The organism is Paenarthrobacter sp. 10N417, assembly GCF_056394745.1.
The window spans coordinates 50,076-65,347 of the sequence record NZ_JBFTIL010000011.1 but is presented as its reverse complement, the minus strand read 5'-3'; the positions used below and the strand labels follow the sequence as shown (position 1 = coordinate 65,347).

Annotated in this window: 15 protein-coding genes; 1 reads left to right on the top strand and 14 read right to left on the bottom strand. The window is 61.5% G+C overall.

The features are described from left to right. Window positions 1-9: 9 nt before the first annotated feature. From AC1DCM_RS14760 to AC1DCM_RS14745, 4 genes are all read right to left on the bottom strand, one after another. Window positions 10-1,062 (bottom strand): LacI family DNA-binding transcriptional regulator, encoded by a 1,053-nt coding sequence (locus AC1DCM_RS14760; RefSeq protein WP_477518804.1) that lies wholly within the window; start codon window positions 1,060-1,062, stop codon window positions 10-12. A 42-nt stretch (window positions 1,063-1,104) separates the two neighbouring features. Then, window positions 1,105-2,766, bottom strand: coding sequence for a type 2 periplasmic-binding domain-containing protein (locus AC1DCM_RS14755; protein WP_477518803.1), 1,662 nt, complete (start codon window positions 2,764-2,766; stop codon window positions 1,105-1,107). Between the two features lie 71 nt (window positions 2,767-2,837). After that, window positions 2,838-3,761 carry a carbohydrate ABC transporter permease gene (locus AC1DCM_RS14750; RefSeq protein ID WP_477518802.1) on the bottom strand — a complete coding sequence of 308 codons (924 nt, stop codon included), beginning with the start codon at window positions 3,759-3,761 and terminating at the stop codon, window positions 2,838-2,840. Window positions 3,762-3,804: 43 nt separating this feature from the next. After that, the gene (locus AC1DCM_RS14745; RefSeq protein ID WP_477518801.1) at window positions 3,805-4,830 is read right to left on the bottom strand and encodes an ABC transporter permease; all 1,026 of its coding nucleotides are present in this window, start codon (window positions 4,828-4,830) and stop codon (window positions 3,805-3,807) included. 212 nt (window positions 4,831-5,042) lie between these two features. Here AC1DCM_RS14745 and AC1DCM_RS14740 point away from each other — a divergent pair, with 212 nt between their 5' ends. Next, the gene (locus AC1DCM_RS14740; RefSeq protein ID WP_442006318.1) at window positions 5,043-6,056 is read left to right on the top strand and encodes a formylglycine-generating enzyme family protein; all 1,014 of its coding nucleotides are present in this window, start codon (window positions 5,043-5,045) and stop codon (window positions 6,054-6,056) included. A 27-nt stretch (window positions 6,057-6,083) separates the two neighbouring features. Here AC1DCM_RS14740 and arr read toward each other — a convergent pair whose 3' ends face one another. The 10 genes from arr to AC1DCM_RS14690 all read right to left on the bottom strand — a co-directional run bounded on the left by arr (window position 6,084) and on the right by AC1DCM_RS14690 (window position 15,124). Then, on the bottom strand, window positions 6,084-6,500 hold the full coding sequence (gene arr, locus AC1DCM_RS14735) for an NAD(+)--rifampin ADP-ribosyltransferase (RefSeq protein ID WP_477518835.1): 417 nt from the start codon (window positions 6,498-6,500) through the stop codon (window positions 6,084-6,086). Window positions 6,501-6,529: 29 nt separating this feature from the next. Continuing rightward, complete coding sequence (locus AC1DCM_RS14730) at window positions 6,530-7,219, bottom strand: PIN domain-containing protein (protein WP_442006320.1); 690 nt, start codon at window positions 7,217-7,219, stop codon at window positions 6,530-6,532. Between the two features lie 3 nt (window positions 7,220-7,222). Beyond that, window positions 7,223-8,053, bottom strand: coding sequence for an ImmA/IrrE family metallo-endopeptidase (locus AC1DCM_RS14725; RefSeq protein ID WP_442006321.1), 831 nt, complete (start codon window positions 8,051-8,053; stop codon window positions 7,223-7,225). Continuing rightward, entirely contained in the window at window positions 8,053-8,385 is a 333-nt protein-coding gene (locus AC1DCM_RS14720; protein WP_442006322.1) for a helix-turn-helix domain-containing protein, read from the bottom strand. Before AC1DCM_RS14720 ends, AC1DCM_RS14725 begins: the two co-directional genes overlap by 1 nt. A gap of 117 nt (window positions 8,386-8,502) precedes the next feature. Further along, complete coding sequence (locus tag AC1DCM_RS14715; protein ID WP_442006323.1) at window positions 8,503-9,063, bottom strand: DUF5666 domain-containing protein; 561 nt, start codon at window positions 9,061-9,063, stop codon at window positions 8,503-8,505. Between the two features lie 107 nt (window positions 9,064-9,170). After that, on the bottom strand, window positions 9,171-10,679 hold the full coding sequence (gatB, locus tag AC1DCM_RS14710; protein ID WP_477518800.1) for an Asp-tRNA(Asn)/Glu-tRNA(Gln) amidotransferase subunit GatB: 1,509 nt from the start codon (window positions 10,677-10,679) through the stop codon (window positions 9,171-9,173). Continuing rightward, window positions 10,679-12,247, bottom strand: coding sequence for an Asp-tRNA(Asn)/Glu-tRNA(Gln) amidotransferase subunit GatA (gene gatA, locus AC1DCM_RS14705; RefSeq protein WP_442006325.1), 1,569 nt, complete (start codon window positions 12,245-12,247; stop codon window positions 10,679-10,681). The genes gatB and gatA overlap by 1 nt, the downstream gene beginning before the upstream one ends. Before the next feature lie 5 nt (window positions 12,248-12,252). Next, complete coding sequence (gene gatC / locus AC1DCM_RS14700) at window positions 12,253-12,549, bottom strand: Asp-tRNA(Asn)/Glu-tRNA(Gln) amidotransferase subunit GatC (RefSeq protein WP_017199363.1); 297 nt, start codon at window positions 12,547-12,549, stop codon at window positions 12,253-12,255. A gap of 61 nt (window positions 12,550-12,610) precedes the next feature. Then, the gene (locus AC1DCM_RS14695) at window positions 12,611-13,432 is read right to left on the bottom strand and encodes a cytochrome c oxidase assembly protein (protein WP_477518799.1); all 822 of its coding nucleotides are present in this window, start codon (window positions 13,430-13,432) and stop codon (window positions 12,611-12,613) included. A 201-nt stretch (window positions 13,433-13,633) separates the two neighbouring features. Next, entirely contained in the window at window positions 13,634-15,124 is a 1,491-nt protein-coding gene (locus AC1DCM_RS14690; protein WP_442006327.1) for a CitMHS family transporter, read from the bottom strand. Window positions 15,125-15,272: the final 148 nt, after the last annotated feature.

The window sequence follows — 15,272 nt, the reverse complement described above, 5'->3', positions numbered from 1 at the left end:
CTGGTTCGTTTAAAAAAGTCTGGTTGCTGAGCTGCGGTGGGGTGCGGATTCGCGCACGAACAGGTGCCACGGGAAGTCCAGGACCGCCGGCTCGCCCTTGGCCTCCGGGCCAGCGGGTGCCGTCGCCCGCTGCAAGAGAAGCCGGGCCACTTTGCCGAAGAAATCCACGGGGCCCACCGTGCTGAGCGACGGCGACATCCGCTCCCCCTCCACAGTGTTGCCCACGCCAATGATGTCCACGTCAACACCAACGGCGAGCCCGAGCCGTTGAGCCGCATTGATGGCTGCGACGGCGGCGAAGTCCGTGGTGGCGTAGATGGCAGTAGGCCGCTCCGGCAGGCTGAGCAGCCGCGTTGTGGCAGCATACGCACCGGCGGACGTGCCATCGAAGAGGCCCACATAATCCTCGCTTTCCGGGATGCCGGCGTCCACCAGGGCCTCTGAGTAGGCCCGGTAGCGGGTGCCGCCCGAGGCGCCGGCAACCGTGGCAGGGGTGAGGCAAGCGATCCTCCGATGGCCGTGGAGTAGGTGCTCCACGGCTATGCGGCAGCCTGGCCCTGCAATGGACCTGATGACGTCGAAGCCCTCCGGTTCAAGCTCTTCGTCAAAAACCACGAGCGTGGTCCCATGCTCCGCGAGCTTCCGAAGGGCGCCCCGTTGCTCAGGGCGGACTGCGTCCACGAACACAGCGTCGGCGTTATGAGTGCCCAGGACCTTCACCCAGTCGGCGTCGCCGAGGATCATCGGCGTAATTCCGAACGGAGCTGCCGCCTTTTGCACCGCCTCGATGACGGATAACGACCAAGGATCGGACAGCATGGTCAGTGACAGGATGACGGTGTTCGTCCGCCCTGTCCGGATAGCCCGGGCAGCCTGGTTGGGGCGGTAGCCAAGCCGCTCCGCGGCAGCCTTGACCTTCTCCGCCGTCGGGTCCGAAACTCCCGGTCCCGCATCACCCCGGCGACCGGACAACACATAGGAAACCGTGGCCGTGGAAACACCCGCGAGTTCGGCCACCATGCGAATGGTGGGCCGGACTCCCGTGTTACTCGCTTTTGCCATGATTTCCCCCTGCTTGTTGGTGTTTCTTCTGGTTTTTTGAGGCTAGCTCCTGAACACGGGAGCTTCGGGATCCAACGCGGCCTGGTATTCGTCGCGCATCTTGTCACCGCCTTCGCTCTTCCAGCGCTTGACCGCGTCCTTGAGTTCATCGATCTTGGCCCGGCCCGTGATGATGTCCACCACCTTGTCGCGGAGCTGTTTGGTGATCTTCGCCCCCACCTTGGCGTTCGTATCGGAGTAGGAACCATTGGTGGGGTTGCGCCATGCGAGTTCCAGCAGCTTCTCTTCCTGCTGGCTGACATAGCGGGTGTCGTCGTCGAATCCCGGATTGAAGATGACGTTTTCGGGGCTGGACATGATGTTCAACGCCGATACCAAACCGGGCGCATTGGTGGTTCCAGTCTCCGTAAGCACCGGGTTGCCCGAACCATCCAGGGTGTAGTCCTGCCCGGGCTCGCCGAAGTTCTTCTGCATGTACTCCACCGTGCCGAACGGTGCCGACAGGTAGTTGATCAGGGCCAGAAGCTCGCGGATCCTGCCTTCCTCAGCCTTCTTGAACGGCGTGAAGCCCACCGTGCCATAGCCCATGTCGTAGGTTGGCTTGACCTTCCCGTCGGCGCTGAAAGGAATGAGGATGTCGAACTTCGCGGTCTTGTTCAGTGCCCGGTAGCTGCGGAGGTCATGGGGACCCACCACCACCTGTGCCGCAACACTGCCATTGGCAACGCGGGAACGAATGTCCGTGGCCTTGGAATCCGGGTAGAAAACGCCGGCTGCGAACATCTTGGCGGTGAACTCCACGCCGGCAATGTACTCGTCGGTTTCGTACAAATGCGTCAGCGTACGGTCCTTGTTGACCGCCCAGCTGTTCGGGGCGCCAAACCACTCGGTAACCATGTGCAGGGCATTGATATAGGCGGGCTCAAGGGCATACTTCTGATCGCCAGGACGCGTCAGTTCCTTGGCCTTGTCCAGGAACTCGTCCGCGCTGGCAGCCTCGAAACCACCTACTTGTGCCCATACGTCGTGGTTGCCCAGGTACACCTGGCCGAACGGGGTGCTCGGGATGGGTGCTCCCCAGATCTTGCCGTTCACGACGGCGGTCTTCCAGGAATCGGGCTTCAGCGCGGCCAGGTTGGGGTACTCGAGCACTGCGTCGCCTGAGAGGTAGGGCGTCAGGTCCTGGAACTTCGCCTCGAGCATGGGGCCAACATTGGGAATTCCCTGGTTCGGCGGCACCCACATCATGTCCGGCAGTTCATTGCTGGCCAGGACAGTGGCGAACTTGGCCGGATAACCATCTCCGATGTCCTCGGCGATCTGCAGTTCCAGGTCGCCGCCGAGTTTGGCGTTGAGGCGCTGCCAGAAGGGGTTGTCCTTCAGGCCGGGACTCATGGTCTCGAAGGTTTCCGTCAGGCCGGTCACCTTGCCCTTAAGCGGCGGAGTCTTCACGGACTGCACGGCGGTGGGCAGTTTGAAGTAGCCGGCCTGCAGGCCTTTGGCGTTACCGGCAAGATCCGGACTCACTCCGGTGAATTCCTTGTAGGTGGGCAGCTTGACCGAAGCGGAGGCAGCTGCGCCTCCGTTGCTCGCAGCTCCACCACCCCCGCAAGCAGACAGGCCGACGGCGGTGACGGCCAGGCCCGCGAGGCCAAGGAAGCCGCGACGGCTGAATCCAGCCTGTCCTGAGGTAGTGCTCGTCATGGCGTAACCCTTTCTGGTTCTTTACTGGTAGTTGATGCTGTTCTTATTGGTCCGGCATGCCGCGTAAACGACTAGCCCTTCACGGCGCCGGTGATGACGCCCTTGGCAAAGTGCTTTTGAAGGAACGGGTAAACCATCAGGATGGGAACCAGCGCCACCACCACTACAGCCATCTGGATGGATTGCGGCGGAGGTGTGGTGGTGATTCCCAACTGGTCTGCCGCCCCGCTGCCCTGGACTACGAAGTTCCGGAGCAGCAACTGGATGGGCCATTTGCTGTGGTCATTGATGTACAGCAGTGCGTTGAAGAACGAGTTCCAGAAACCAACGGCATAAAACAAACCGACGACGGCGATGACGGCCTTGGACAGTGGCATGACGATCCGCCAGAGGATCTGCCAGTCGTTGGCACCATCGATCCGGGCGCTTTCGATCAGTTCGCCCGGGATGTTCATGAAGAACGAGCGCATCACCACGAAGTTGAAGGCGCCGAATATGCCCGGGAGGATCAGCGACCACAGGGAATCCAGCAGCCCGAGCTGTCGAATCATGAGGAAGGACGGGATGAGGCCCGGCGCGAACAAGAGCGTGAACAGCACCGCGAGCACCACGGGGCGGCCGAAAAGGACTGATCGGCTGGTGGCGTACGCCATGGTGATCGTGACGAACAGCGCAAGAAGGGTGCCCACGGCGGTGATGACCATGCTGACCCCGAGGGACCGCAGAACCATGGGACGTTTGAAGATGGTCGCGTAGGCCTCCAAGGTGGGCCGCTCCGGCCAAAGCACGAATCCGCCTGCCTGTACGAGTTGTTCCGTGTCCGCCAGGGACGTGGACACCACGAGGAGCAGCGGCGTCAGGATGGACAGGCTGAAAAGGACGAGGACGACGGCTTTTACCGTCTGGTAGAGAGGAGAAGGGCGTTCCTTCCATACGGGTCGTTTGGGGTTGTAGCTCAATTCCCGCGGTTTCCTCGTGAAAAGTGTTGTTGCCATGGGGTTCTCCTTGTGCAGCAGCTTCTGCAGCAGCCGCGTGGGCTCAGCGTGCTTGCTTTGCAAAAATTCCGTCTTCGCCCAAGCGGTGGGCAAGTTTGTTGGCGCCGTAGATCAGCAGGGCACTGACCACACCCTTCGCCAGGCCTGCCGCGGCACCTGAACTCCAGCCGCCACCGACCACACCGGTGTAGTAGGTAAAGGTGTCCAGCACTTCCGCCGCTCCTGCACCCACGGCGTCGCGTTGCAGGATGAACTGCTCGAAGCCAACGGAAAGGATGTCGCCGATGCGAAGGATCAGAAGGAGCACGATCACGGGCCTTAGCCCAGGCAAGGTGATGTGCCACATCCTGCGCCAACGCCCAGCACCGTCAGCAGCGGCTGCTTCATACAGCGAGGCATCGATACTTGCCAGGGCGGCGAGGAAGATGATCATGGCCCAGCCGGCGTCCTTCCAGATCATCTGGACGATCACCATGACGGGGAAGGTTTCCGGATTGGTCATGAACGGAATCGGATCCATACCCATATCGCGAAGCAGGTTGTTGACGAAGCCCGCACCGCCCAACATCTGCTGGAAGAATGCGATCACCAGGACCCAGGACAAGAAGTGCGGCAGATAGGCGATGCTCTGGAAAATCCTCCGGATCCGTGTGCTGATCAGTGAGTCCACAATCAGTGCGAGCACCAGCGGCACCGGGAAAAGGAAAACCAGCTGCCACGCCGCAAGGTAGAGCGTGTTCCAGAATGCATGGATGAAGTCGGGGTTGCCGAACAGGTCCACGAAGTTCTGCCAGCCAACAAAGAGGCTGTCCCCGATGCCGAGGTAGGGCTGGTAGTCCTGGAACGCGATGACGTTGCCCAGGATCGGGATGTAGAAGAAGAGCAGCAGGAAAGCAACACCCGGGAGCATCATCAGGAGCATCTGCTGATCCCGCCTCAGCCTTGACCGGAAGCTTTGCTGGGGCCCCCTGTTGCCCTTGCGCCTCCCCATGCCGGATTTTCCGGGCAATGCCTCCGGGACGCGGCGCGCTTCCGGCAAAGCCGGAGCTTGTTGCGTCGTCGAGTTCATACTGTCTCCTCAGTGCTGGGCCAGAGTCATCAATGGTGCCGGGAGAGTGTGATTCAAAACACGCTCGTTAACCGTTTAACAAACCATAAGCGACCACCTTCACGTTTGCAAGATCATGATTGAAACTGACGATAGAAATCAGCTTTGATCATTGTTGGGGCTGTGGCCGGTCCCACTAAGATTGATGGAGAACCGCAGAGGAAAGGTTGAATATGGCAGACTGCTGCAGCCCTGGCGCCGGCGCCCGGGAACATTCGAAGCCGGGGCTGACGCTCCCCCTGCGTGCGGTGGGCGAACATCGGAACCCGACGGCCGGCGTCGTACGTTCCGGCAAGGATGCCGCGACGGCGGGTAATGGAGACGTCGAGATCCCGTCCGGGACCTTCGCCATGGGCGATCCTTTCGGCGAAGGCTACGACGGCGACGGCGAGACGCCAGTCCACGAAGTGTCCGTTTCCGGATTCACCATCAGCGCCACCACGGTCACCAACACGGAGTTCGCGGCATTCGTGGATGCCACGGGGCACCGTACGGAATCTGAAGAGTTCGGGACCTCGGCAGTGTTCCATCTGGCAGTCAAGGCCGAGCCGCACGACATCCTGAACAGGGTGAACAACGTCCCTTGGTGGCTCAATGTCCGCGGCGCAGACTGGGCCCGCCCGGCCGGGCCCCTCTCCCATTGGACGGACATCCCGGACCATCCAGTGACGCACGTGTCCTTCAACGACGCCTTAGCCTACTGTGCGTGGGCGGGCCGACGACTGCCCACCGAAGCGGAATGGGAGTATGCAGCCCGCGGCGGTGCGGCCGGGCAGCGCTATCCATGGGGCAACGAACTTCACGATGACAGCGCGGAAGGCAACGCCCGGCACAACTGCAACATCTGGCAGGGCGAGTTCCCGGTACGCAACGACGTCGAGGACGGCTACCTCACCACAGCGCCAGCCAGGTCATTCGCCCCCAACGGGTATGGGCTGTACCAGACCAGCGGCAACGTGTGGGAGTGGTGCAGCGATTGGTTCCTGCCCAAGTACTACAAAGCATGCCTGGCCGCCGGAACCGTAGATGACCCACCAGGCCCAACGATTGGGCGCGGAAGGGTCATGCGCGGCGGCTCATACCTTTGCCATGACTCCTACTGCAACCGTTACCGGCTGGCCGCGCGGAGTTCCAACACGCCTGACTCGGCAAGCGCCAACCTCGGATTCAGGACCGTAGCGCTCTAAGATTCCCGGGTCAGCCAAGGATCCCCGTCAGTTGATGATTTCGCCACGTTCATCAGCAAGAATTGCCGCCAGCCGTTCCTTCCACGCTCGCAGCGCCTCGGGCTCCAGCCGTGTCCAATCGGTGACTTCTCCGAGGACCCTGAGTGGGGCCGTGCTGCGGTATGACCGGGTGGGGTTCCCAGGGAATTTCTTGTCAGTCACGTTGGGATCGTCCTCGAATGGCCCGGTCGGCTCGACTGCGTAAACGCGCGGAGCCCCGTCGCCGGCCGCGAGTTCGGCAGCCAGCCCTGCGCCATCCCGCAGAGCAGTGAAGTAGATGTGGTTCATCACGACCTCGGGCCGGTAGTTCGACCTGAAGCCCGCGCTCAGGAGATCACCTTCCCGAAGGTTGGCCTTTGTGCCATGAAAGAACGGACCCTCGTCCAACGGTTGATTCACAGTTATACCCTAATCGCATGACGCCGACCGACTGGTTACGTTCTGTCGTTGGCGGCGGCCAACTGTTCCAGGGCAGCCCTTGCTTCAGTTTCCGCCTCTCCTGAGGGCACCGACTCCGGCTTCCGCGCCCACAGCCCCTTTGTGAGGAGATGGGTCTGCTCGATGTGGACCAGACCTGCGTCATATTTCCGGAGGTTATCGTAGGTCTTCCGCATCTCCCCACGGTCAGCGATCAGCCCGCGAGCAACCGCGCTGCCAAGTATCCATGCGGAGTCGATGACTTTGATACCGAACTGGGTGGCCAGCTTTTGTCCCCGATGTTCGTCAATAACTACGTACACATCCTCGCCCCGATCCTTGCGGACCATGGCGTGAGCGATGACCAGGATTTCGCCTAGGTCCTTACTGTTCGTGAGGCGTTCGGCCAGCGGTGTGCCGGATAGTTTCTTGACGGCATCCGATAGGGCTTGGGCATCATCAGAAGACACCGATGAGTCAAGGATTCCGACGTGCTCATGTTCGGTCAGTAACCGCCAGTTGCTTACTGTTCCGGGCGGGAAATCCCGTCGGTTAGAGCCGCGCTTGCCGACCTCATCATCCACAACATCCGGGACGTGGAGCTGGTTTGAGCCACGTTGCAGGACCGCGACCAGTAGGGCCTGCTTGGAAGCCGCGCAGAAAGTGATGCACGGTCCTGCGTCCAGAATCGTTATCTGTGTGGGCATGGGTCAGGCCGGTCCGAAGGCGTCCAGATCGGCCCATGCCACTTCGATAGTTTCAGGCCTGATCCCTGATTCTTCGAGCTCCTGGAGCTGACGTTCGGGATCCACCCCACTAAGTGCTGCAAGGCCCTGCACGGAGATCAGATTCCGGATGTAGGCCTCGGTGGCGTTTTCGATGAGCCGCTGCGGTGGCCGGGGTGTCTGACTTTCTGCAGCCATGGCCCGATAGTCACCGATCCACCCGAATCGCAGCGCCAGTCCTTTGGCAGTTTCACCCCACCAATCCGTCTTTTGCGCAGTTGCGATCCATCCACAGGCCTGCATTTGGATCAGGGCAATGGCAGGCGACACTTGGAAGTGGTGTACGACCGAGGAAACGTGGCGAAGGGTTAACTGGCCTGGAACGGCACGCAAGTCTTCAAGGAATGCTACAACGCCCTGAAGAGGAGCCAGTAGGTGTCTGGCAAAGGTGTCAGCGCGCATTTCTTGGGGCGTCCGCTCAGACGGGTCATGCCGCAAGCCGGCTTCGTAGTCTGCAAAAACGATGTGACCGAGTTCGTGTCCGAGTGATGATCGCTGGCGCTCGGGAACAGAAGTGGTGGCCACTCCAATCACCGTCTTTGCGCGCACAGGGTCCGTCGCCACCATGCCGTCCATCCCCTCGGGCATGTCCAGGATTGCAACGTCGGCTCCGGGTGAGACAAGGCCGATAAGCCCGTGGAGATCAGCGATTGGCCCGCTGCCCAACCCATGCTGGTCACGGATCTTCCTCGCCGCGAGATAGGCCGGCCGCTCGCTGTGGCCGACGCTTGCAGGAATGGATTCCTTTTCCGCCATTACGCGCCGATGCCGTGCATGGCTAGGTAGGCGTCCATTTCCAGGAATTGTGTCAGCCGCGCCTTGACAGCCGCAGCGTCGGCAGTGGATGTGCTGGCACGGCTTGCTACCAGCACCCGGTCCCGGACCGGCGTCTCGTCCAGAATCGCTTCCACCGGGCAGCCTAGAGCCCAGGCAATGGAGATGATCTCGTCCATGCGGGCAACACGATTACCGGACTCGATACGCTGCAGCGTGCTCTGGGAAATCCCAGTGAGACCTTCAAGATCGCGCTGACTGAGGTCCGTCTCAAGCCGCCGGCGAGCTATCCTCTCCCCGACATTTACTCTCACACTAATCCCCGACCTTGAATCAATATTTAAAAACTTGATTCAAGCATAGCTGATTTTGGTCTTGACCAACACGGCGGCGCGGGCCAGGTGGCACTGGAGGCGGTGCCCACTCCGCGGTCAAAGCCCCTTGTGTCCGTGCCCCCTGAGACCATGCCCCTTGAGGACAGCTGGAAGCTCACCGGCCACAATGCGCTGTGCCGTCACAGTGTCGCCGTCCTTGGTCCCTGCTATCCGTACGGTGTCGCCGGACTTGAGATCCGCCGCGGTAGCCGAAGGTAGCGTGGGCTTACCCTTGCCATTGCGCAGTTCCGAGAGGTCGGTGGGCATGCGTGAGATGCTGGTCCCGGAGTTGATTGCGTAGCTCTGCGTGAAGCCATCCTCGCTCTTGACGGTAATGGCGGAATCACTCACGGACTCGATCTTGCCGGTCTGTGTGACCACAGTGCGGAAGGTGCCGTCCTGCTCTTTCACAATGTGCTCGCCATGGATCCCCTGTGCCCGCCCCTCAGCGCGCTTGGCGCCGTCAGATGCCGAGGGACTTACTGAGGCAGTAGCGCTCGACGGCGATGGGCTGGGCTGAGTGCCTGCCCACACTGCGGCAGCCCCGCCGCCGGTCAGGGCGACGGCAACGCCGCTGGCGATAAGGGCCTTGCGAAGGCCTGGTGTCATGGTGGCCATGTATCCATTCTGCGCCCCTTACAGAAAAAAGTAGCTCGCAGTTGCGGTTGTTCTGAGCTCTCAAAACAACCACAACTGCGAGCTACTTGGGCAATTCGCCGCCGAATTTAGCCTTCGACGCCGAGCTTCTCCAGGATGAGCTCGCGAACGCGGTTGGCATCAGCCTGGCCACGCGTTGCCTTCATGACACCGCCCACAATCGCGCCGATGGCCTGGACCTTGCCGCCACGGATCTTCTCCGCGACGTCAGGCTGTGCCGCGAGGGCGGCGTCGATGGCTTCCAGCAGCGGACCGTCGTCGGAAACCACCGCGAGGCCGCGCTTTTCAACGATCTCGGCCGGTGTACCTTCGCCGGCAAGAACGCCGTCCAGGACCTGCGTAGCCATCTTGTTGTTGATCTTGCCGTCCTCGACCAGCTTGTTCAGCTCGACGATGACCTGCGGTGTGACACCGAGAGCGGAAGGATCGACGTCGGCGACCTTGGCGCGGCCAACAATCTCACCCATCCACCATTTCCGGGCAACATCTGCGCTGGCACCGGCTGCGATGGTTTCTTCGATGGAGTCCATGACGCCGGCGTTGACCACATCGCGGAACTCCAGATCCGAGTAGCCCCAGGCTTCCTTGAGCCGCTTGCGGCGTTCGGCCGGCGGCTCCGGAAGGGTGGCGCGAAGCTCCTCCACCCACTCACGGGAGGCGACGACGGGAACCAGGTCCGGCTCGGGGAAGTAGCGGTAATCGTCGGCGTCGGACTTGGCGCGGCCCGACGTCGTCGAACGCGTGTCCTCGTGCCAGTGGCGCGTCTCCTGGATCACTGGTTGGCCGGAGTCCAGGACCGCAGCGTGGCGCTGGATCTCGTAACGAACGGCGTGCTCGACGGCGCGCAGCGAGTTTACGTTCTTCGTCTCCGAGCGGATGCCGAAGCGTTCCTGGCCGTGCGGGCGCAGGGAAACGTTGGCGTCGCAGCGGACGTTGCCGCGTTCCATCTTGGCGTCCGAAACACCAAGGTTCTTCACGATTTCGCGGACCGCGGCAACGTAGGCCTTGGCCAGCTCCGGGGCGCGGCTTCCGGCACCCTGGATCGGCTTGGTGACGATTTCCACCAACGGAACACCCGAACGGTTGTAGTCCACCAGCGAGTAGTCGGCGCCTTGGATGCGGCCCGCGGAACCACCCATGTGGGTGAGCTTTCCGGCGTCCTCTTCCATGTGGGCACGCTCGATCTCAACGCGGAAGATCGTGCCGTCCTCAAGCTCGATGTCGAGGTAACCGTCGTAGGCGATGGGCTCGTCATACTGCGAGGTCTGGAAGTTCTTCGGGGTGTCCGGGTAGAAGTAGTTCTTCCGGGCGAAACGGCAGTACTCGGCGATCTTGCAGTTCAGGGCAAGGCCGATCTTGATGGAGGACTCCACAGCCGTCTTGTTCAGCACCGGGAGGACGCCGGGCATGCCGAGATCCACCTCGTTGACGTTGGTGTTCGGCTCATCGCCGAAGACGTTCGGTGCGGAGGAGAACATCTTGGTCTTGGTGTTGAGCTCCACGTGGACCTCGAAACCCAGAACAGGATCGTACTTCTCCATGGCCTCTTCGAAGCTCAGGGTTGCGACGACGGACATTAGTTTGAACCTCCGGCGGAGTTGGATGCGGCACCGAGAGCGGGTGTCTTCAATTCAGGAGCCTGCGCAAGGAGCGGGCCGCCCCACTTTTCTTCCAGGATCGACTCCAGCACAGCACCGACGCGGTACAGGCGGGCATCCTGGCGGGCAGGGGCCAGGAGTTGCACGCCAACGGGCAAGCCGTCCTCGTCAGCCAGGCCACCGGGCAGCGACAAGCCCGGGATACCAGCCATATTGGCGGGAATGGTGGCGACGTCGTTCAGGTACATTGCCAGGGGATCGTTCGCTTTCTCCCCCAGTTTGAACGCTGTGGTGGGAGCCGTAGGCGAAATGAGGACATCCGCCTTCGAGAACGCGGCGTCGAAGTCGCGCTGAATGAGCGTGCGGACCTTTTGCGCCGAACCGTAGTAGGCGTCGTAATAACCAGCGCTCAGGGCGTAGGTGCCCAGGATGATGCGGCGCTTGACCTCATCACCAAAGCCAGCGGCACGGGTTGCACCCATGACACGCTCGATGGTCATCGGGGCGTCCTTGGGCAGGGCGCGCAAGCCATACCGAACGCCGTCGAACTTGGCCAGGTTGCTGGACGCCTCGGACGGCATGATCAGGTAGTAAGCGCCCAGGGCGTACTTCAGGTTGGGGCAGGAAACCTCAACAATTTCCGCACCTGCATCCTTCAGCAGCTGAAGGGACTCGTTGAAACGGTTCTCGACGCCGGCCTGGTAGCCCTCGCCGTGCAGCTCCTTGATGATGCCGATCTTCATGCCAGCAACATTGCCCACGCGGGCAGCAGCAGCCAGGTTGTCGAACGGATCAGTCAGGGACGTGGAATCGAACGGATCATGGCCGCCGATGACTTCCTGCAACAGAGCCGCGTCCAGCACCGTGCGGGACACCGGGCCAATCTGGTCCAGGGAGGATGCCATGGCAATCGCGCCGTAGCGGGAAACTGCACCATACGTGGGCTTGACGCCGACGGTTCCGGTGACAGCACCGGGCTGGCGGATCGATCCACCGGTGTCCGTACCCAGCGCCAGTGGCGCTTCAAAAGCAGCGACGGCGGCAGCCGAGCCACCGCCTGAACCACCAGGAATGCGGTCCAGATCCCAAGGGTTGCGGGTGGGCCCGTACGCCGAATGCTCCGTGGAGGAACCCATGGCGAACTCGTCAAGGTTGGTCTTGCCAAGGATGGGCATCTTGGCCGCGCGCAGCTTCTTCACCACGGTGGCGTCATAGGGGCTGTGCCAGCCCTCAAGGATCTTCGAGCCAGCCGTCGTCGGCTGGCCAATCGTCACGATCAAGTCCTTCACCGCGATCGGCACACCAGCCAGGGCATGAAGTTCCCCGGCAGCGGCGCCACCAGCGGCACGCGCGGCGTCAACCTCGGCCGCGACAGCCAAGGCTTCCTCCGTATTAACGTGCAGGAACGCATTAATCTGGCCGTCCACGTCAGCAATACGGTCAAGGTGCGCCTGCGTCACTTCAACAGCGGAAACCTCGCGGGCAGCAAGCTTCGCAGCAAGATCGGCAGCGGAGTGGCGAATGAGTTCGTTCTTAAGCTCAGTCATGGTAATTAGTCCTCATCCAGGATTGCCGGGACCTTGAAACGGTTCTCGTAAGCATCCGGAGCGCCGGACAATGCCTGCTCAGCCGTAAACGTGTGGCCCACGACGTCCTCACGGAACACGTTGGTCAACGGAATCGGGTGGGACGTGGCCGGGACATCCTCCCCGGCGGCTTCGCTGACGGACTTCACCGAATCCACGATGACGGCAAGCTCAACCGCCATCCTGTCCAGCTCTTCGGCACTCATTTCAATGTGAGCCAGACGCGCAAGATGCGCGACGTCGTCACGGTTGATCGCAGCCATGGATCTCCCCTGCAAAGTTCAAATGGTTTTCCGAACCAGTCTACTTGGCCACGCACGGCCTTCAGTGCCGGTGCAGGTGCTGCGCGTTCAGCTCGTCCAGTTCCGCATCAGTGAGCTCATCGAAGCCACGCGCCTCGCGTTTGTCGCTCCGGGAAAACCTGATGAACATGAGGATGATGAGTGGCAGGTCAACGATTTCACAGACAAACCACAATGCGTCCCCAGCCAGTTGCTGGTCACGGAGCGGATCAGGGAACCAGCCAAGCATGGCCTGGGTGCTCATCACATGGTCAAGAACCTGTCCGTTGAGGCGCAGGAGGATGCCGGGCACAGCGTCGACCAGGAGTTCGATGAAAACAAACACGAACTCCAGCGTGATGTACACGCTGGAGCGCTGGAAGTCCGCTTCTTCGATAATGGGCAGCGCCATGAGGAGGCCAAGCAACGGAATGGTGATCGTCAGGAGTGTTTCAGCCAAGGGATCAGCACGCAAGGTGTAGAACGCCGGCGTGAGGAAGGTGGAGAACAGCGCCAGCCCCAGCAGCGGCGCTGCCAGCGAATTGCTGAAGAAACGGACTAAACGGTGAGCCAGTACCCTGTTGAGCACCTCGATACCGTCAGGAGGCAGGGCAACGCGGGCAAGCGTGATGGGCCGGCCCAGACCCATCAGGAGCGGAACCACAAACAGGAGCAAGGCAACCTTGATGGTGAAAGCCCATCGGAGGTCCGCACTGTAGACACCAGTGAATCCGCAAGTGAGGACCGCCATGGATCCCAGGCCCAGGAGGTAGAAAGCTACGGCCCGCCACAGCGGCCACTGATGCCCGTTCTTTGCGGCAGCCTTGATACCAAGGCCATAGAGCACGCCTAAGGCGGTGATCATAGCGAGGGCTGCCCAGTCGATCCGCCAGGCACTGAGAACTAGTTCAAGGGGTGGCACCCGCCAATGATATGCCGGTCTCCTGATAAGGGACGTTCGCAGGATCGGTCAATACCTCCCAAAAGGATCAGCCTGCCGGGCAACTAACCCGGCAGGCTGATCATTCATTGTGCTGCTTCCGGTTACCCCGGGCGCTTTGTGCGATCAGCCGATGCCGATGGCTCCGGTCAGGACTCCGACTGCCAGCATGACGATCGAAATGACTGCAGTGCGCCAGAGGACCTTCTTGTGGTGGTCGCCCAGGTCTACCTTTGCCAGGGACACGAGCAGCAGGATCGCGGGAACCAGGGGGCTCTGGAGGTGGAACGGCTGGCCGGTGATGGAAGCGCGGGCCATGTCCGCTGCGCCAACGCCATAGTGGGCTGCGGTTTCGCTGAGGACCGGCAGTGCGCCGAAGTAGAACGCGTCGTTGCTCATGAAGAAGGTCATCGGGATGCTCAACACACCGGTGATGACTGCCATGAATGGGCCCATGTCCGCGGGGATGATCTGGACGAGCCACTCGGACATTGCCTTGACCATGCCGGTGCCGTTGAGGACACCGGTGAGGACTGCAGCCGCCATGACCATGCTGACGACGGCGACGATTGACGGTGCGTGGGCGATCAGCTGGGCGCCCTGGTCCTTGACCTTGGGGAAGTTGACCAGCAGTGCGATAGCCGCGCCCACCATAAAGACGAACGGGAGCGGGACGATGTTCGCTACCAGGGTGACCATGACGGCGACCGTGAGCCCAAGGTTGAACCAGAACAGTTTGGGCCGGAGCGTGGCGCGGTTGGGATCCAATGCAGTATCAGCCATGGCGGTGTCGTGGTCGTCCACCAGCTCTTCAGTACGTTCAAGAACTGCGACGCCGGCCCCTCCGCCGGTTACCGGCTTGGGTGCGGTGCGGCCAAAGCTGAAGCGGCCCTTGCTGAAGCCTGAACCACCAGCACCAGTGGCGGCCGAACCGCCGCGGCCATTGCCGCCGTCGAACGCGTCGGAAGGATTGGCGACGTCGCCCCAGATTTCGGGAGCGGTGGTGCGGAGGCGGTTACGTTCCTGCAGGCCGAGCAGCCAGGAGAAGACGAGCACGACGATGAGGCCAACGATGAGGGACGGGACCATGGGGACGAAGACGTCGTTGACATCCAGCTTCAGCGCGGTAGCGGCACGGGCTGTGGGTCCACCCCACGGCAGGATGTTCATGGTGCCGTTGGCAAGACCCGCCACGCAGGTGAGGACCACGGGGCTCATCTTCAGGCGCAGGTAGACCGGCAGCATGGCGGCGGTGGTGAGGATGAAGGTGGTTGAGCCGTCACCGTCCAGGGAGACTGCCGCGGCGAGGATAGCTGTGCCCAGGACTACCTTGGCGGGATCATTGCCGAGCTTGCGCAGAATGAACTTCACCAGGGGGTCGAACAGCCCGACGTCGATCATCAGGCCGAAGTAGATGATGGCGAACATGAGGAGCGCGGCCGTGGAGGTCATGGACTTCATCGAGTCCATGACCATGGGGCCTATGCCCAAGCCGGCCCCCGCGAAGAGACCAAAGATGGTGGGGACGATGATCAGCGCCAAGACGGGCGTCAACTTTTTGGTCATGATCAGGACCATGAATACCGCAATCATTGCGAATCCAAGCAAAACCAGCACGGCCGGCTCCTTACTACTGTGAATGGCACCACTTCGGTGTGATGCGCACTACAGACGTTATAGTGGCGCCCGTCACGGGCTGGGGTTTCCGGGAATTGTTGGGAATACTGATCATTGCGAGCGTTTTGCGCATTGTGCTCAGTGCTTC

What these genes read in the sequence shown, in the direction of transcription:
- gatA (WP_442006325.1), bottom strand. Translation starts at nt 12,247, where the DNA reads ATGACTGAGCTTAAGAACGAACTCATTCGCCACTCCGCTGCCGATCTT.
- AC1DCM_RS14740 (WP_442006318.1), top strand. Translation starts at nt 5,043, where the DNA reads ATGGCAGACTGCTGCAGCCCTGGCGCCGGCGCCCGGGAACATTCGAAG.
- AC1DCM_RS14695 (WP_477518799.1), bottom strand. Translation starts at nt 13,432, where the DNA reads ATGATCACCGCCTTAGGCGTGCTCTATGGCCTTGGTATCAAGGCTGCC.
- AC1DCM_RS14715 (WP_442006323.1), bottom strand. Translation starts at nt 9,063, where the DNA reads ATGGCCACCATGACACCAGGCCTTCGCAAGGCCCTTATCGCCAGCGGC.
- AC1DCM_RS14750 (WP_477518802.1), bottom strand. Translation starts at nt 3,761, where the DNA reads ATGGCAACAACACTTTTCACGAGGAAACCGCGGGAATTGAGCTACAAC.
- AC1DCM_RS14730 (WP_442006320.1), bottom strand. Translation starts at nt 7,219, where the DNA reads ATGCCCACACAGATAACGATTCTGGACGCAGGACCGTGCATCACTTTC.
- gatC (WP_017199363.1), bottom strand. Translation starts at nt 12,549, where the DNA reads ATGGCTGCGATCAACCGTGACGACGTCGCGCATCTTGCGCGTCTGGCT.
- AC1DCM_RS14725 (WP_442006321.1), bottom strand. Translation starts at nt 8,053, where the DNA reads ATGGCGGAAAAGGAATCCATTCCTGCAAGCGTCGGCCACAGCGAGCGG.
- AC1DCM_RS14755 (WP_477518803.1), bottom strand. Translation starts at nt 2,766, where the DNA reads ATGACGAGCACTACCTCAGGACAGGCTGGATTCAGCCGTCGCGGCTTC.
- AC1DCM_RS14745 (WP_477518801.1), bottom strand. Translation starts at nt 4,830, where the DNA reads ATGAACTCGACGACGCAACAAGCTCCGGCTTTGCCGGAAGCGCGCCGC.
- gatB (WP_477518800.1), bottom strand. Translation starts at nt 10,679, where the DNA reads ATGTCCGTCGTCGCAACCCTGAGCTTCGAAGAGGCCATGGAGAAGTAC.
- AC1DCM_RS14760 (WP_477518804.1), bottom strand. Translation starts at nt 1,062, where the DNA reads ATGGCAAAAGCGAGTAACACGGGAGTCCGGCCCACCATTCGCATGGTG.